Here is a 16143-nt window from a genome sequence, read left to right on the forward strand (position 1 = left end):
TCCACCTGTTCTCATCCCGAACACAGTAGTTAAGCCCTTAAACGTCGAAAGTACTTGGCTGGAAGCGGCCTGGGAGGATAGAAAGCTGCCGGTTAAAAAATAACCATACCATACGGTATGGTTATTTTTTTTTGTTAGGTAAATACTATCCGGCCAGACCTTGCCCTGGGACACATGGCAGGCAAAACCGGAAGTAGCATGCCCGTGTGTATTGGAAAACTGTCTGTTAAAAAATAAGCATTATATATGATTCCTGAAATAATATAGTTTGCAAATACTAAAAATCTTATTCAAAGTACCAATATTTTAGATTATTATGAAAAATTACAAAAATGTAAAAATGATACATTAAGTTTACAAAAATAAATATCTTTTACTAAAAATATAAAGTTTTTATTGACAATCGAAATGCCGGATAGTAAGCTATAAAAGCACTTTGTTCTTTATAAATGAACTTTATTATGTGGGGGAAGATATTATGATGAAGATGAGTAATTTTAGATGGAAAGTTGCCTGGTTGATTTTTATCGTCAGTTTTGTTTCATATATGGATAGAGTAAATCTGTCTGTTGCTACTCCTGTTATTATGAAAGAATATGGTTTTGATAAAATAGATATGGGACTTATTCAATCATTTTTCTTTGCCGGTTATGCTTTGATGCAGGTTCCAGGTGGTATGATGGCTGAAAAGTTTGGACACCGGATTACAGGAAGTCTGGCTGTAATTTGGTGGTCTGTATTTACTGCTTTGACTGCTGTGGCAAAGGGAAAATTTTCTTTTGCTGCAGTAAGATTTTTGTTCGGTATGGGTGAAGGGCCTATTTATCCTGCTTTTGCGATTGCTATTTTCAGATGGTTTAATAAAAAGGAAAAAGGCAACGCCAGCTCATTTTTGTTGAACGGTTCTTTTTTGGGGCCAGTAATAGGGCCGGCTTTGACTGTTGCATTGATGTCTACAGTTGGTTGGAAAATGGTTTTTTTGATTTTTGGCATTGTGGGGATCTTAATGGCTTGGGTATGGCATAAATATGTTCCTGAAAATCCTGCAGAAAGCCCCTATGTTAATGAAGCTGAATTAGCTCATATTAACGAAGGACGTACTGATGTTCCAATTGTAAAAAAAGCTGCTCCGTGGGGTAAATTATTTACTTCTGTACAGTTTTGGGCTATTGGTGTGCAGTATTTCATCACCGATTATATTATGTTCGTATTTTTGGCATGGCTGCCGCTTTATTTAATGGAGGCACACGGTTTCTCACTTGCAAAAATGGGCATATGGGCAGCAATGCCGTGGCTGACTTTGATTATCATTACCTTCAGCAGCGGTTATTTCTGTGATAAAGCTATTGCCAAAGGTGCTTCACAATATTGGATACGTACTTTATGTGGTTCTGCTGGAATTATAATTTGTTCCCTGGCTTTGTATATTGCTACAAGAACCGCTGATCCTATGCAAAACGTAATGTGGCTATCTTTATCACTGGGGTCGCTGGGATTGACTTTCAATGCCTCCTGGGCCTGTGCGATCAATTTAGGGGGAGAGTTTGCCGGTTCTATTTCCGGGTGGATGAACTTCTGGGGAAATATTGGTGGCGTCATAGCTCCAACTTTAACTGCCTGGATCGCGACCAGCTACGGTTGGGATGCTGCACTGATCGCAACAGCATTATCGGGTGTTGTTGGCGTATTGGCGTGGTTCTTAGTCCGTCCTGATAAAGCTATTGTATAATCAATTCTACTGTAAAGTACTTGCAAAGATGAGTAAACTTTGCTATAATGCCTAAGTAATCAAATAACAGACAGTTCGTGACCATCCTGTCTCAAAATAAAACTACGGGTGTTCTGCTTAAAGCAGAACTGTTTTAACATGGATGGGACGAAAATTTTGATTTTCGTCCTTTTTTATGTAGTTCCGTTCTTGGTCACAGCAAGAAAGGAGCATAGTAATATGAAAAATCTCACTAAAACGCAAAAATTGACTATTTCCGCCTTGTGTATGGCTTTATATCTGGTTGTTATGATGTGTACGCAAAGCTTTGCATTCGGACAGTACCAGGTACGCATTGCGACGGCTTTATATGGTTTGAGCGCTATCTTTCCTTTCCTGATAATTCCATTTGGTTTGGTAAATGTATTGGCAAATACTCTGATGGGTGGTTTGGGACCTTTGGATATGTTAGGCGGCGGTTTGGTTGGTATTATGACAAGTCTGACAATAGTTTATGCTAAACGCCATGATTTAGGTAATTGGGCTGTGATGCTGGCAATTACTTTAGTACCGGGGTTAGGAGTGCCGGTCTGGCTTTCTGTATTGCTGGATCTGCCTTACTGGCTGTTGGCGTCTACTGTTTTAGTAGGCCAGTTTATCTCCGGTGTCGTGGGTATGGTATTGGTGACAGCTTTAGAACGCTGTGAAATATTTAATTTTGCTTCAGCAAAAAAATAAGGAGGATTTATGACTTCTGGAAGAGACCAAAAAGAATTGACAGGCGTGAGCCTTTTAGGCAATAAAACTAAGTATCCTACGGACTATGCTCCTGAAGTACTGGAAGCTTTTATTAATAAACATCCCGGCAATGATTATTTTGTAAAATTTAACTGCCCGGAATTTACAAGCCTGTGCCCGATGACAGGACAGCCGGATTTTGCTGCGATCTATATTTCCTATGTGCCTGATCAGAAACTTGTAGAAAGTAAATCGTTAAAGCTGTATTTATTCAGCTTTCGCAATCATGGCGATTTTCACGAAGATTGCGTAAATATTATTATGAAAGACCTGATCAAGCTGATGGAACCGAAATATATAGAAGTTTGGGGTAAATTTACTCCGCGCGGAGGTTTGGCGATCGACCCATATGCCAACTATGGCAAACCGGGCACAGAGTGGGAAGCAGCTGCTAAAAAACGTTTGATGATGCATGATATGTATCCTGAAAATGTAAGTTATCGTTAGTAAGATTTTACTTTAAAGCCGAGGACTGTTCTTCGGCTTTTTATTTTTTGTTTGAAATTTAATAAATAAATTATGATTTGTTGCTGTTTTTAACACAACACCACTTTTTTTCTTTTATACCTTGTGCTACAATAGACTAAATGAAGATTTCTGAAAATTTATTTTTAGAGCTAGTGGGACTAAAAATGGACCACGAGGGACAAAATACGCTGGGAGATCACTATGGACAGTATTATTAATTTACAGAAAAAAATCGTTCCCGAGCTTACAAATCTTTTAGTTCAGAGATACCAGATATTAAGGCAGGTGAGCCATGAGTATCCTATCGGACGCAGGGCTTTGGCTGCCAGGCTGGGGTTGAGTGAAAGAGTATTGCGGGCACAGGTCGATTTTTTGAAAAACGGTGGTTTACTGGCATTTTCTTCTGCCGGAATGTCGGTGACTGAAGAGGGCGCGGATATTCTGAAAGAGCTTGCTGATTATGTCCGTAAATTGCAGGATCTGAACTCTTTGGAACAGTTTTTATGTGAACGCCTGGATATTGGGCGTGTAGTCATCATTCCAGGAGACTCTGACCAGGAAGAGGTGGTCAAACGTGAAATCGGCCGTGCTGCGGCGAGGATTCTTGGAAATCTGCTGAATGACGGCAAAGAACATATCGTTGCCGTAAGCGGTGGTACAACTATGGCTGCCCTGGCTGCTAATGTAAGCGGCAATGAGCCTAAAACAGTTGTAGTACCAGCCCGCGGCGGTTTGGGTGATAATGTTGAATTACAGGCTAATACTATAGCCACAGTCCTGGCTCAGCGGCTGGGAGCATCTTACAGGCAGCTGTATGTCCCGGACAGCGTCAGTGAAGAGATACTGAATAGTATTTTAGCAGAGGATATTGGGGTCAAATCTGTGGTTGATATTATCAAACAGGCCGATATCCTGGTGCATGGTGTAGGACAGGCTTCAGTAATGGCACGGCACCGCAGGCTGCCGCCGGAATTCATAAAAAAACTGCTGGATGACGGCGCCGTAGGCGAAGCGTTCGGGCAGTACTGCGCTTTAGATGGCAGACAGATCTATATGACAAACAACGCCGGACTGATGCTGCAGGATCTGCCAAAGATCGGAACTGTTATCGGCGTAGCCGGAGGACGGTCTAAAGCAGCAGCTATCTTGTCAGTAATCAGGGCGTCGCGTCAGGATATACTGATAACTGATGAAGCAGCAGCTCACGACATAGTGAGAATGTTGGAAAATGATTAAGGTTACAAGGCACATTAGTGCAAACATATAATTTGCTCAAAGCATAAAAGGAGGATTTTTATCATGACAAAAATTGGTATTAATGGTTTTGGCCGTATCGGCCGCGAGGTTTTCCGTGTTGCTTTTACTAATCCGGAGGTAGAAGTAGTTGCCGTTAACGACTTGACTGATGCTGCAACTTTGGCTCATCTTTTGAAATATGACTCTGTACATGGCACTTTCCCGCATGAAGTTTCTGTTGACGGTGATAATATCGTTGTTGACGGTAAAAAAATCAAAGTTATCGCTCAAACAGATCCTGCTAAGCTGCCTTGGGGTGAATTGGGAGTTGAGATCGTAGTTGAATCTACTGGACGCTTTACTGAAGGTGAAAAAGCAAAAGCGCACTTGACTGCCGGCGCTAAAAAAGTAATTATTTCCGCACCTGCTAAAGGCGAGGATATCACTATCGTTATGGGTGTTAATGAGAAAAAATACAACGCTGCGGAGCATCATATCATTTCAAATGCTTCCTGCACTACTAACTGCCTGGCTCCGTTTACCAAAGTGCTTTTGGAAAACTTTGGTATTGAAAGCGGTTTGATGACTACTGTCCATTCCTATACAAATGATCAGAAAATCCTTGATTTACCGCATAAGGATCTGCGTCGTGCCCGTGCTGCGGCGATGTCCATTATTCCTACTACTACCGGAGCTGCGAAAGCAGTTTCTCTGGTGCTTCCTGAAGTCAAAGGCAAATTGAATGGCTTTGCTATGCGTGTGCCGACACCAAATGTTTCCATTACTGATTTGACTGTTGTTTTGGAAAAAGATACTACTGTTGAAGAAATAAATGCCGCTTTGAAAAAAGCAGCTGAGGGTGAATTAAAAGGCATTATGGGTTATAATGAGCTGCCTTTGGTTTCCAGAGATTACAATGGCTGTCCGTTGAGTTCTATCGTTGATGGTTTGTCTACGATGATGGTCGGCAAAAGAATGGCGAAAGTTGTCAGCTGGTATGATAACGAATGGGGTTATTCCAATCGTGTGGTAGATCTTGCTGCCTACATTGCTAAACAAGGCCTGTAATTAAAGGAGTATATCATTCTAATGGATAAAAAAAACCTGTGTGATTTAGACGTTGCCGGTCAAAAAGTTCTGGTACGTGTCGACTATAATGTGCCGATGGACGAAACCGGTAAGATTACCGATGATACCAGAATTTGTGCTTCGTTAGAAACTATCAAATATTTACTGGAGCATAAAGCTGCGGTCATTTTGATGGCGCATTTAGGCCGTCCTAAAGGACAAGTTAATATCAAATACAGTCTGGCGCATGTTGCCAAGCATTTGGCAAAGCTGCTGAATATGCCTGTTGCTTTTGCAGGTGACTGCATCGGTGAAGAAGCTGAAAAAGCAGTACAGAAGCTTAAACCCGGTAAGATTTTGATGCTGGAAAACCTGCGCTTCCATAAAGAAGAAGAAAAAAATGATATGGATTTTGCCGAAAAACTGGCATCTTTAGCAGATCTGTATGTTAATGACGGCTTTGGCGTTTCTCATAGAGCCCATGCTTCGGTGGAAGGGGTTACGCATTTTCTGCCTTCGGCAGCAGGCTTTTTACTGGAAAAAGAAATTCGCTTTGTCGGACAGGCTGTGGAAAATCCACTGCATCCCTTTGTTGCTATCATTGGCGGTGCCAAGGTTTCCGACAAGATCGGCGTGATCGAAAATCTTTTGGAAAAAGTCGATACCCTGCTGATCGGCGGCGGTATGGCCAATACTTTTTTAGCTGCTCAAGGGCATAAAATGGGCAAATCTTTAGTTGAAGATGATAAGATCGCTTTAGCAAAAGAACTGCTGGCTAAGGCCAAAGCACGTAAAGTAAAATTGCTGCTGCCGGTAGATCTGGTAATGGCAGAGACGTTTGCTGCCGATGCCAGCCATAAAGTTGAAAAAGTAGCTAAGCTGGATCAAAAATATATGGCTTTGGATATTGGCCCTGCGACCAGCACTTTGTATCAGGATGCGTTGCAGGATGCTAAAATGATCGTGTGGAACGGGCCCATGGGTGTTTTTGAAATGGATGCCTTCTGCAAAGGGACTGAAGCTGTCGCTCAGGCTGTTGCTAAAAGTAGAGCTATGAGCATTGTCGGCGGCGGTGATTCTGTGGCTGCCATTGAAAAGCTGGGGCTGGCTAAAAAAATTACGCATATCTCCACTGGCGGAGGCGCTTCGCTGGAATATCTGGAAGGCAAGGTCCTGCCAGGTGTTGCGGCTTTAGATGATGTACGCCGTAAAATTGTGGCCGGCAACTGGAAAATGCATAAAAATGTGGATGAAGCAGTTGAACTGGCTGAAGATATCGTCAGTGATACTAATGGGACACTGAACGAAGTAGTTGTTTTTCCGCCGTTTACAGCACTGGAAAGCGTTGCTGAAGCCATTGACGGTAAACATGTAGGCTACGGAGCTCAGGACCTGCATTGGGAAGATGAAGGCGCTTATACAGGTGCTGTTTCCGGTAAAATGATTGCTGATATCTGCGCTGAATATGTTTTGATCGGTCATTCTGAACGCCGCACCATGTTCGGTGATAATGAAGTGGCTGTTGCTAAAAAGATGCGAGCTGCATACAGAAATGGTTTGAAACCGATGTTATGCGTAGGTGAAAATGCCCAGGAGCGCGCAGAAGGAAAGACTTCACGTAAAATCAGCATGCAGCTGAAAAGTGCCTTAAAGGGCATTACTCCTGATGAAGCGGAAGTTTTGGTTGTTGCCTATGAACCATTGTGGGCTATTGGCAGCGGTCAGGCTGCAACTGCTAAAGATGCTCAGGAAGTATGCCTGCTGATCAGAAATAAGCTGGAAAAACTATTTTCTGCAGATATCGCGCGTAAGGTTCGTGTTTTATATGGCGGCAGCGTTAATGCTAAAAATGCCGCAGATTTTGCAATCAGCGGTATCGACGGAGTTCTTGTAGGTGGGGCGAGCCTGGATGCGCAAGCGTTTTCTGCTATCGCACGCAGTATATAAGGGGTGACGAAAATGGCAAAACAGCCGCTATTGCTGATGATTTTAGATGGCTGGGGTATTGCTCCGGCAGGGCAGTATAATGCAGCTGCTTTGGCAAAGACACCTAATTTGGATGCTTTGTTCGACAAATATCCGCATACGCGCTTATCCTGTTCTGGTGCAGCCGTAGGCCTGCCAGACGGGCAGATGGGTAATTCCGAAGTCGGTCACTTGAATATCGGGGCAGGGCGTATTGTCTATCAGGAGCTGACAAGGATCACTAAAGCAATAAAAGACGGTGACTTTTTTGAAAACACTATTTTGAGTAAAGCTATGCAGACCGTAAAAGCCAACGGCAGTGCGCTGCACCTGCTGGGTCTTGTTTCTGACGGTGGAGTGCACAGTCATATCAGTCATTTGTTTGCTCTATTAGAAATGGCTAAATTGCAGGGACTGAACAAGGTTTATGTACATGCTTTTTTAGACGGACGAGATGTTGGACCGCAGACTGCCGATGTTTATCTGGCAGAACTTGACGCGGAGATGAAGCGTATCGGCGTGGGTAAAATCGCTACAGTAGCAGGGCGTTATTACGCTATGGACCGCGATAAACGCTGGGAACGTGTGCAGAAAGCTTATGACGCTATGGTTTTGCATGACGGCACTGTTTGTACTGATGCGGTCAGCGGTGTGCGTGCTTCTTATGCGGGCGGGGTCACTGATGAATTTGTAGTTCCGTTCATAGCTGCACCTGAAGCAGATTCCTGCGTCAAAGCCGGTGACGGCATGATTTTTTTCAATTTCCGTCCCGACAGGGCAAGGCAGCTGACCAGAGCCTTTGTAGATGAAGAATTTCCTTATTTTGCGCGTCCTCAGACAGCCCGTCCGGTAAATTTTGTTTGTATGACGCAGTATGACGAAACTATAAAAGCTCCCGTTGCCTTTGCTCCGGAAACGCTGGAAGATACGCTGGGCAAAGTACTGGCTGACCACAAGCTTCAGCAGCTGCGGATCGCCGAAACGGAAAAATATGCTCATGTGACCTTTTTCTTTAATGGCGGCGAGGAAGAACCGAATGTTGGTGAAGACAGAGTTCTGATTCCGTCACCGAAAGTGGCTACCTATGATCTGCAGCCGGAAATGAGCGCCGAGCTTGTGACAGATAAGCTGGCAGAGCTTCTGGATACAGATAAGTACGACATGATAATATTGAATTTTGCCAATCCCGATATGGTAGGGCATACAGGCGTGCTGAATGCTGCTGTCAAGGCAATGGAAACTGTCGATGCCTGTGTGGGGCGTATTGTTGAAAAGGTATTGTCACTGCATGGAACAGCCTGTATTACGGCTGATCATGGCAATCTGGAAAAGATGCTTGACGAAACGACAGGGCAGCCTTATACGGCTCACACAACGAATCAGGTTCCTTTTTTGGTAGTCAGTGATGAAAAACATACTTTGCACGAAGGCATTTTGGCTGATATTGCGCCGACGCTGCTGGAACTGCTGAAAATCAAGCAGCCTGCTGCGATGACAGGGAAAAGTCTGTTAACAGATAAAAATAAATGATGAGGTGAAGTTAGAGTGGCAATGATTACTGAAGTATATGCAAGAGAAATTTTGGATTCCCGCGGCAATCCGACTATCGAAGTAGAGGTTTGCCTGGAAGACGGTTCCGTTGGACGCGCTGCTGTTCCTTCAGGAGCGTCTACCGGCGCGCATGAAGCGGTAGAGCTGCGTGACGGTGATAAAAACCGCTATCTGGGCAAAGGCGTGACTAAAGCAGTCGATAATGTCAACGACGTTATTGCTGAAGCTTTGATCGGCCTGGAAGCAACCCGTCAGGTAGAAATCGACGAGATGCTGATCCGTTTGGACGGGACACCAAATAAAGGAAAATTAGGCGCCAACGCTATTTTAGGCGTTTCCATGGCTGTAGCCAAGGCTGCCGCTGCTTCTGTAGGGTTGCCGCTGTATCTGTATCTGGGCGGTGTTTCCGCACAGGAGCTGCCGGTACCGATGATGAATATCCTGAACGGCGGCCAGCATGCTGATAATAACGTCGATATTCAGGAATTTATGATCATGCCGGTCGGCGCTGCAAGCTTCAGCGAGGCTTTGCGCATGAACGCTGAAATCTATCATGGTTTAAAGGCCCTGCTGAACGCTAAAGGACTGGGAACAGGCCTGGGTGATGAAGGTGGTTTTGCGCCGAATCTGAAATCCAATGAAGAGGCGATCGAAGTCATACTTGAAGCAGTGAAAAAAGCAGGCTATAAACCGGGCGAAGATATCATGATCGCTTTAGACGTTGCTGCCAGCGAATTTTATAAAGATGGAAAATATCAGATGGAAGGCGAAGGTTTGGTAAAAACCTCCAATCAAATGGTTGATTATCTGGCTGCTTTGTGCGAAAAATACCCGATCGTTTCAATCGAAGACGGTTTGGCGGAAGACGACTGGAAGGGATGGAAAGCGCTTACGAAGAAATTAGGCACGAAAGTTCAGCTGGTTGGCGACGATCTGTTTGTTACCAATGAAGAACGTTTGCTTGAAGGTATCAAAAATGATACTGCTAACGCTATTTTGATCAAAGTCAATCAGATCGGTACTTTGACAGAGACATTCAATGCTATTGAAACTGCTAAACGGGCAGGCTATACCTGTATTATTTCGCATCGCAGCGGTGAAACCGAAGATACTACATTGGCAGATATTGCCGTTGCTGTCAATGCCGGACAGATCAAAACAGGTGCTCCGGCACGTACTGACCGCGTGGCCAAATACAACCAGCTGCTCCGTATCGAGGAAGACCTCGGCGGCGCTGCCAAGTATAAAGGCAAAGCTGTATTTTACAACATCAATAAATAATCGGAGTAACGGTTATTTTGAAGCAGGGCAGATACCGGACGCGTATTTGCCCTGCTTTTTACTAAATTTTGTACAATTTTTTATATTTTACCGTTGTAAGCTGTATAACATTATGATAGAATAGTTAGGTACTAAGTAAAAGAGGAGGTAAGCTTTGTGATTGCAACTGTCTTAATGGTATTAGACGTAATCGTCTGTATCGCCTTGATAGCGTCTGTGTTAATGCAGTCCGGGAAGGGCTCAGGCTTGTCAGATGCGTTCGGCGGAGGCGGTGGTGGTGCCTTCTTCGGCAAGGGTAATGATGTTGATACTTTAATGGCTAAAGTTACGATTGGTTTGGGTACTGCTTTTGGTATCATCACGCTTGCTCTGGCAAAAATCAACGGTTAATTTGGTTAAAAAGAACGCTCTGCGTTCTTAATTTTTAAAAACTCAAAAGAAACAGAAAGGGGATCAATGTTTTGAGTACTTATTTAATTTTATCCATAGTCGTCGGTCTTGTTGCCCTCGGCGTGGCAGTAATGCTCAGTAACGCTATCAGCGCTGCTAATGCCGGTACTGCCCGTATGAAGGAGATCGCTGGCTATATCCATGAAGGTGCAATGGCATTCCTGTACAGAGAATACAAATATCTTGCTATCTTCATCGTTGTTGTTGCTGCAATTATTGCTACATTCTTATCAGTAAGCACTGCGCTCTGCTTTATCGGCGGTGCTGTATTCTCCATCTGCGCAGGTTATCTGGGTATGAACGTGGCTACTAAAGCTAACGTTCGTACAGCTGAAGCTGCCCGTCACGGCATGAGCGAAGCTCTGAAAATCGCTTTCTCCGGCGGCGCTGTAATGGGCCTGGGCGTTGTAGGCCTTGGTATTGCCGGCCTGGCTGTAGCTTATTTTGTTTTTGACCGTAACATTGATATTGTTACCGGTTTTGGTCTGGGCGCAAGCTCGATCGCATTGTTTGCCCGTGTTGGCGGCGGTATTTATACTAAAGCTGCTGACGTTGGCGCTGACCTTGTTGGTAAAGTTGAAGCCGGTATTCCGGAAGACGATCCGCGTAACCCTGCTACTATTGCTGATAACGTAGGCGATAACGTAGGCGACGTTGCCGGTATGGGTGCCGACTTGTTTGAATCCTATGTAGGCGCAATTATCTCCGCCTTGACTCTGGGTGCAGTTGCATATCCCGGCGGTGAAGGTGTCGAATTTGTTTTCATGCTGGCTGTTGCCGGTATCCTTGCTTCTATCATCGGTGTTATGTTTGCCCGTTCCAGCAAATCTCAAAACCCTCAGGCTGCACTGAACAGCGGTACTTACATCGGCGGTGCTATCGTTATCGCTGCTGCTGCTTATCTTTCTAACAGCCTGTTTGGTTCTCTGGATGCATTCTGGGCTATTGCAGCAGGTCTGCTTGTTGGTATGATCATTGGCAAGATCACCGAGATCTATACCTCTGCTGATTTCGGGAGTGTTAAGAAAATCGCTCAACAATCCGAAACCGGTCCGGCAACCACTATTATTGCCGGTTTGGCAGTTGGTATGTATTCTACTTTCTGGCCTATGCTTTTCATCTGCATCGGCGTAATCGTATCCTTCTTTGTAATGGGCGGCGCTACTAACGGCGGCATGGGACTGTTCGGTATCTCTCTGGCTGCTGTAGGTATGCTCTCCACCACCGGTTTGACCGTTGCTGTTGACGCTTACGGCCCGATCGCCGACAATGCCGGCGGTATTGCTGAAATGTCCGAGCTTCCTCCTGAAGTTCGTGAAATCACTGATAAACTTGACTCAGTTGGCAACACTACTGCTGCTATCGGCAAAGGCTTTGCTATCGGTTCTGCTGCACTTACTGCACTGGCTCTGTTCTCTGCTTATGCGCATACCGTTAACCTCACTACCATTGACTTGCTCAACCCTGTAACTTTGGTTGGCCTGTTCATCGGCGCAACTCTGCCGTTCGTTTTTGGCGCTATGACCATGGAATCTGTTGGTAAAGCCGCTTACGAAATGATCGAAGAAGTTCGTCGTCAATTCCGTGAGATCCCTGGTTTGCTGGAAGGCAAAGCTAAAGCTGACTATCGTAAATGCGTAGATATCTCTACTGCTGCTGCCTTGCACGAAATGATTCTGCCGGGCGTTCTGGCAATCGTTGCTCCGCTGCTGATCGGTTTCCTCTTTGGTACTGAAGCATTGGGTGGTATGATTGGCGGCTCTTTGGCAGCCGGCGTGCTGGTAGCTATTTTGATGGCTAACGCAGGCGGTGCCTGGGATAATGCTAAAAAATACATCGAATCCGGTGTTCATGGCGGTAAAGGCAGTGAAGCTCACAAAGCAGCTGTTACCGGCGACACCGTAGGCGATCCGTTCAAAGATACTTCCGGACCTGCAATGAACATCCTCATCAAATTGATGACTATCGTTTCCTTGGTATTTGCTCCGGTTCTGGCTGCTCATGGCGGCATTCTTCTGAACTTCTTTAAATAAGAATTGTAAGTTGTTTGTAAAATCCCACATCTTCGGATGTGGGATTTTTTTTCATATGGTATAATAATATAGTATAAGTAAGATTAGGAGCGTAATTACAGTGCAGTCATTCAGTGGTAATGAAGAATTTTTCTTTCAAGGCGGCAAACAGGGTATAGTATTGGTTCACGGTTATACGGGAGCTCCGGGAGAGATGCGCCTGCTGGGAGAATATCTGCATCAGCAGGGGCTGACAGTACTGGGCGTGCGTTTAGCAGGGCATGGTACTACGCCGCAGGATCTGAACGAGACCAAATGGCAGGACTGGTATAAGGCTGTAAGCGATGGTGTGTATCGCCTGCAGGCTGGCTGCGATAGAGTTTCAATAGTGGGACTGTCCATGGGAGGACTGCTGACTATTAAAGCTGCGGCTGAATTACCGGTAGCGAAAGCGGCTATCCTGGCAGCGCCGATTTACGTTTGTGACAGAAGGGCTCCTTATCTGCCGTTACTGCGTTTTTTTATCCGTTACCTGAAAAAACGTCAGCGCCAGTATCAGGTGCCGGCAAGCTACAGCGTTTGTTATCATATGATGCCGGTCAAGCCGCTGAGCAGCCTGTTTGAGCTGGTCGATTTGTGCAAAAAAAAGTATTTGCAGTCAATAAAAATACCCTGCCTGGTGATGCAGTCAAAAGTAGAGCATACGGTAAAACCTGCCAGCGCTCAATATATTTATGATCATCTGGGCACAGCTGATAAAAAACTTGTTTGGTATCATCATTCCGGACATATACTGACCCTTGATAATGAACGGGATGATGTTTTTCAAAAAATTTATGAATTTTTGATGGAGTAAGAAAATGCAGGAAAAAGAATATACCTGGTGCTTTGCCTGCGGCAAAGATAATCCTATCGGTTTAAAAATGGAATTTACAATGGATGCCGAGGAATGTGTGGCTTATTTTACACCCAGACAGGAGCATCAAAGCTATGACGGGAGAATGCATGGCGGTCTGATCAGCGTCTTACTGGACGAGATCATGGGCCATTACCTGTTCGTCACAGAAGGAAAACCTGCCTATACGGCAAAAATGGAACTGCGTTACCGGCAGCCCGTTATGATTGGTGAAACGGTAAAATGTGTAGGCCGGCGTTTGAAACAAAAAGGCCGTCTGGTAGAAATGCAGGGCCAAATAATTACGAAAGATGGCATCGTAGCTGCTGAAGCAGTGGCAAAAATGATGCTTGAGGAAGATAATGCAAGCGAAAAGCAGTAAAACAACAATATTAGATTTTATGCGGAGCAGCTCGTATGCACCGCAGACAGCAGAAGCACTGATCGAAACGATCCCCATTAGCGGAAATCTTGATCACTTCTGGAAAGACATGCTGGAACTGGAAGAAAACGGTGAGATTATTAAAACCCGTTTCGGGACCTACGGCCTGCCTGAAAAAATGGGCTTGGTCGTTGGCAGATTCCAGCTGACCAGCAAGGGATTTGGGTTCGTGATACCTGATAACAAAGGCGAACGTCCCGATGTATTCATTCCACCCCGAGCTTTAGGCGGTGCAATGAACAATGACCGTGTAATGGCACGTGTGGAAAGCTCCAGCGGCGGCAATAAGCCGGAGGGAGAGATAATTCGTATCATCACTCATGCGAATAATAAGATTGTCGGTATTTTTCATCAAAGCGGAGATTTTGGCTTTGTAACACCCGACGATAAACGTATCGGGCAGGATATTTATATTATGAAAAGACATTTCGGCGGGGCCAAGACCAACCAGAAGGTAGTGGCAGAAATCACCGAATGGCCGGTTGAACGGCGCAACGCCGAAGGTAAGATCATTGAGATTTTGGGCAACGTAGGCGATGTGGGGCTGGAGATCCTTTCGATCATCAAGCAGAATGATCTGCCGCTGGAATTTCCGCCGCAGGTCATCGAAGCCTCGAAACGTGTGCCTAAAAGCATCAAGCAAAGCGAATTGGAAGGCAGACGTGACTTGCGCGATCTGCCGATCGTGACTGTTGACGGTGATGATGCTAAAGATCTGGACGATGCTGTTTATGTGAAACAGCTTGGCAAAGATGAATTTTTATTGGGTGTACATATCGCCGATGTCAGCTATTATGTAAAAGAAAACGCTGTTTTGGATAAAGAAGCACGTGAGCGCGGCACCAGTGTCTATCTGGTAGACAGGGTGTTGCCGATGCTGCCCGAGCGTTTATCCAACGGTATTTGCAGTCTTAATGCAGGCGAAGACCGCTTAACGATGTCCTGTGAGATGCATATCGACCGTAAGGGCCGCATTTTAAGCTACGAGATATTCCCGTCGGTCATTCATGTCCGCCACCGTCTCAGCTACCGTATCGTGCGTGAGATACTGGTGAACGGTGACGAAGAACTGGCGCAGAAGTACGAAGATGTAGTACCAATGCTGAAAATGATGGAAGAGCTGTGCCTGGTGCTGCGTAAAAAGCGTACGACACGCGGTGCTATTGACTTTGATCTGCCGGAACAAAAGGTCATTCTGGACGAACAGGGCCGACCGGTGGAGATCGTGCAGCGGATCCGCAGCATAGCTGAATCTATTATCGAAGAATTTATGCTGGCAGCCAACGAAACTGTTGCGCGCCATATGTTTAACCAAAAGTGGCCGTTTATCTACCGTGTCCACGACTTGCCCAACGAAGAAAAAATGAAAGACCTGGCCAAGCTTCTGGCCAACTTTAACGTTAAGCTCAAGGTCAGCGAAGAAACGAAACCGGGCGAAGTGCAGAAAGCTTTGGCGGAAATGGCTGGCAAGCCTGAGGAACGGCTGGTATCGACAGTAGCTTTACGTTCGCTGAAACAGGCTGTTTATCAGACCGAGAATATTGGGCACTTTGGCTTGGCGGCAGAGTATTACACGCATTTCACATCGCCGATCAGGCGTTATCCTGACTTGATAGTGCATCGTCTGCTGCATGAATGGGTGAGCGACCCGGCAATGAATGCCCAAAAAAGCGAAAAGCTGGAACTGAACCTTGACGCGATCGCCGAACATTCCTCGATCCGTGAACGTGCGGCTGCAGAAGCAGAACGTGCTACGGTCGATTTGAAAAAAGCGGAATATATGGCCGGCCATATCGGCGAAGAATTCGACGGAGTTATTTCCGGCGTCACTGCCTTCGGAATGTTTATCGAACTGGAGAACGGTGTTGAAGGGCTGGTACATATTTCCAGCCTGATGGACGATTATTATGAGTTCTATGAAGACAGATACGCCCTGCTGGGCTCGCATACACGGAAGGTCTACCGTTTGGGTGACCCGGTGCGGATCGAGGTCTTACAGGTCAATATTGCCGACAGGAACATCGACTTTATTATGGCCGGCGAGAACGATGCTGTGCGCGACAGGATAAAGGCCCAGCTTTTAGGGCAGCGCAGCCATGCTTCGGCACGCAGCGCGATAGAAAAAAGCGGCGGCAAAAAACAGGGTAAAAGCGGCAGTCGCAAAAAGCCGCTGGATAAACGCGGCAAAGGCGGCGTTGGCGGCAATAAATATGTCAATCACGCGAAAAGCAAGAAAAAAGGTCGCAAGAAAAAATAACCACAACCAGGT

13 protein-coding genes and 1 rRNA gene are annotated in these 16143 nt (G+C 45.5%); all 14 read left to right on the forward strand.

The genetic code is table 11. The features are described from left to right. Positions 1-94, forward strand: a 5S ribosomal RNA gene (gene rrf, locus C8D73_RS06050); the annotation flags it as partial. Between the two features lie 387 nt (positions 95-481). Beyond that, complete coding sequence (locus C8D73_RS06055) at positions 482-1729, forward strand: MFS transporter (RefSeq protein ID WP_370821962.1); 1248 nt, start codon at positions 482-484, stop codon at positions 1727-1729. A 219-nt stretch (positions 1730-1948) separates the two neighbouring features. Further along, entirely contained in the window at positions 1949-2446 is a 498-nt protein-coding gene (locus tag C8D73_RS06060) for a QueT transporter family protein (protein WP_021717198.1), read from the forward strand. Between the two features lie 9 nt (positions 2447-2455). After that, a complete protein-coding gene (gene queF, locus C8D73_RS06065; protein WP_113077642.1) occupies positions 2456-2953 on the forward strand; it encodes a preQ(1) synthase in 498 nt (165 codons plus the stop codon). Positions 2954-3175: 222 nt separating this feature from the next. Next, on the forward strand, positions 3176-4210 hold the full coding sequence (locus C8D73_RS06070; protein ID WP_021717200.1) for a sugar-binding transcriptional regulator: 1035 nt from the start codon (positions 3176-3178) through the stop codon (positions 4208-4210). 60 nt (positions 4211-4270) lie between these two features. After that, positions 4271-5278, forward strand: coding sequence for a type I glyceraldehyde-3-phosphate dehydrogenase (gene gap, locus C8D73_RS06075; protein ID WP_113077643.1), 1008 nt, complete (start codon positions 4271-4273; stop codon positions 5276-5278). Positions 5279-5299: 21 nt separating this feature from the next. Further along, the gene (gene tpiA, locus C8D73_RS06080; protein WP_113077644.1) at positions 5300-7225 is read left to right on the forward strand and encodes a triose-phosphate isomerase; all 1926 of its coding nucleotides are present in this window, start codon (positions 5300-5302) and stop codon (positions 7223-7225) included. 12 nt (positions 7226-7237) lie between these two features. Continuing rightward, a complete protein-coding gene (gene gpmI, locus C8D73_RS06085) occupies positions 7238-8773 on the forward strand; it encodes a 2,3-bisphosphoglycerate-independent phosphoglycerate mutase (RefSeq protein WP_113077645.1) in 1536 nt (511 codons plus the stop codon). Between the two features lie 21 nt (positions 8774-8794). Next, positions 8795-10075 carry a phosphopyruvate hydratase gene (gene eno, locus C8D73_RS06090; protein WP_155163980.1) on the forward strand — a complete coding sequence of 427 codons (1281 nt, stop codon included), beginning with the start codon at positions 8795-8797 and terminating at the stop codon, positions 10073-10075. A 156-nt stretch (positions 10076-10231) separates the two neighbouring features. After that, a complete protein-coding gene (gene secG / locus C8D73_RS06095; RefSeq protein WP_021717205.1) occupies positions 10232-10465 on the forward strand; it encodes a preprotein translocase subunit SecG in 234 nt (77 codons plus the stop codon). Positions 10466-10536: 71 nt separating this feature from the next. Continuing rightward, entirely contained in the window at positions 10537-12558 is a 2022-nt protein-coding gene (locus C8D73_RS06100; protein ID WP_113077646.1) for a sodium-translocating pyrophosphatase, read from the forward strand. 100 nt (positions 12559-12658) lie between these two features. Further along, complete coding sequence (locus C8D73_RS06105) at positions 12659-13393, forward strand: alpha/beta hydrolase (protein WP_197714937.1); 735 nt, start codon at positions 12659-12661, stop codon at positions 13391-13393. Between the two features lie 4 nt (positions 13394-13397). After that, positions 13398-13814 (forward strand): PaaI family thioesterase, encoded by a 417-nt coding sequence (locus C8D73_RS06110; protein WP_113077647.1) that lies wholly within the window; start codon positions 13398-13400, stop codon positions 13812-13814. After that, positions 13795-16131, forward strand: coding sequence for a ribonuclease R (gene rnr, locus C8D73_RS06115; RefSeq protein WP_113077648.1), 2337 nt, complete (start codon positions 13795-13797; stop codon positions 16129-16131). The genes C8D73_RS06110 and rnr overlap by 20 nt, the downstream gene beginning before the upstream one ends. Positions 16132-16143 lie beyond the last annotated feature (12 nt).

Source organism: Phascolarctobacterium faecium DSM 14760, from assembly GCF_003269275.1.
GTDB lineage: Bacteria > Bacillota > Negativicutes > Acidaminococcales > Acidaminococcaceae > Phascolarctobacterium > Phascolarctobacterium faecium.

What these genes read in the sequence shown, in the direction of transcription:
- C8D73_RS06070 (WP_021717200.1), top strand. Translation starts at nt 3,176, where the DNA reads ATGGACAGTATTATTAATTTACAGAAAAAAATCGTTCCCGAGCTTACA.
- eno (WP_155163980.1), top strand. Translation starts at nt 8,795, where the DNA reads ATGATTACTGAAGTATATGCAAGAGAAATTTTGGATTCCCGCGGCAAT.
- rnr (WP_113077648.1), top strand. Translation starts at nt 13,795, where the DNA reads ATGCAAGCGAAAAGCAGTAAAACAACAATATTAGATTTTATGCGGAGC.
- tpiA (WP_113077644.1), top strand. Translation starts at nt 5,300, where the DNA reads ATGGATAAAAAAAACCTGTGTGATTTAGACGTTGCCGGTCAAAAAGTT.
- gpmI (WP_113077645.1), top strand. Translation starts at nt 7,238, where the DNA reads ATGGCAAAACAGCCGCTATTGCTGATGATTTTAGATGGCTGGGGTATT.
- C8D73_RS06055 (WP_370821962.1), top strand. Translation starts at nt 482, where the DNA reads ATGAAGATGAGTAATTTTAGATGGAAAGTTGCCTGGTTGATTTTTATC.
- C8D73_RS06110 (WP_113077647.1), top strand. Translation starts at nt 13,398, where the DNA reads ATGCAGGAAAAAGAATATACCTGGTGCTTTGCCTGCGGCAAAGATAAT.
- queF (WP_113077642.1), top strand. Translation starts at nt 2,456, where the DNA reads ATGACTTCTGGAAGAGACCAAAAAGAATTGACAGGCGTGAGCCTTTTA.
- C8D73_RS06060 (WP_021717198.1), top strand. Translation starts at nt 1,949, where the DNA reads ATGAAAAATCTCACTAAAACGCAAAAATTGACTATTTCCGCCTTGTGT.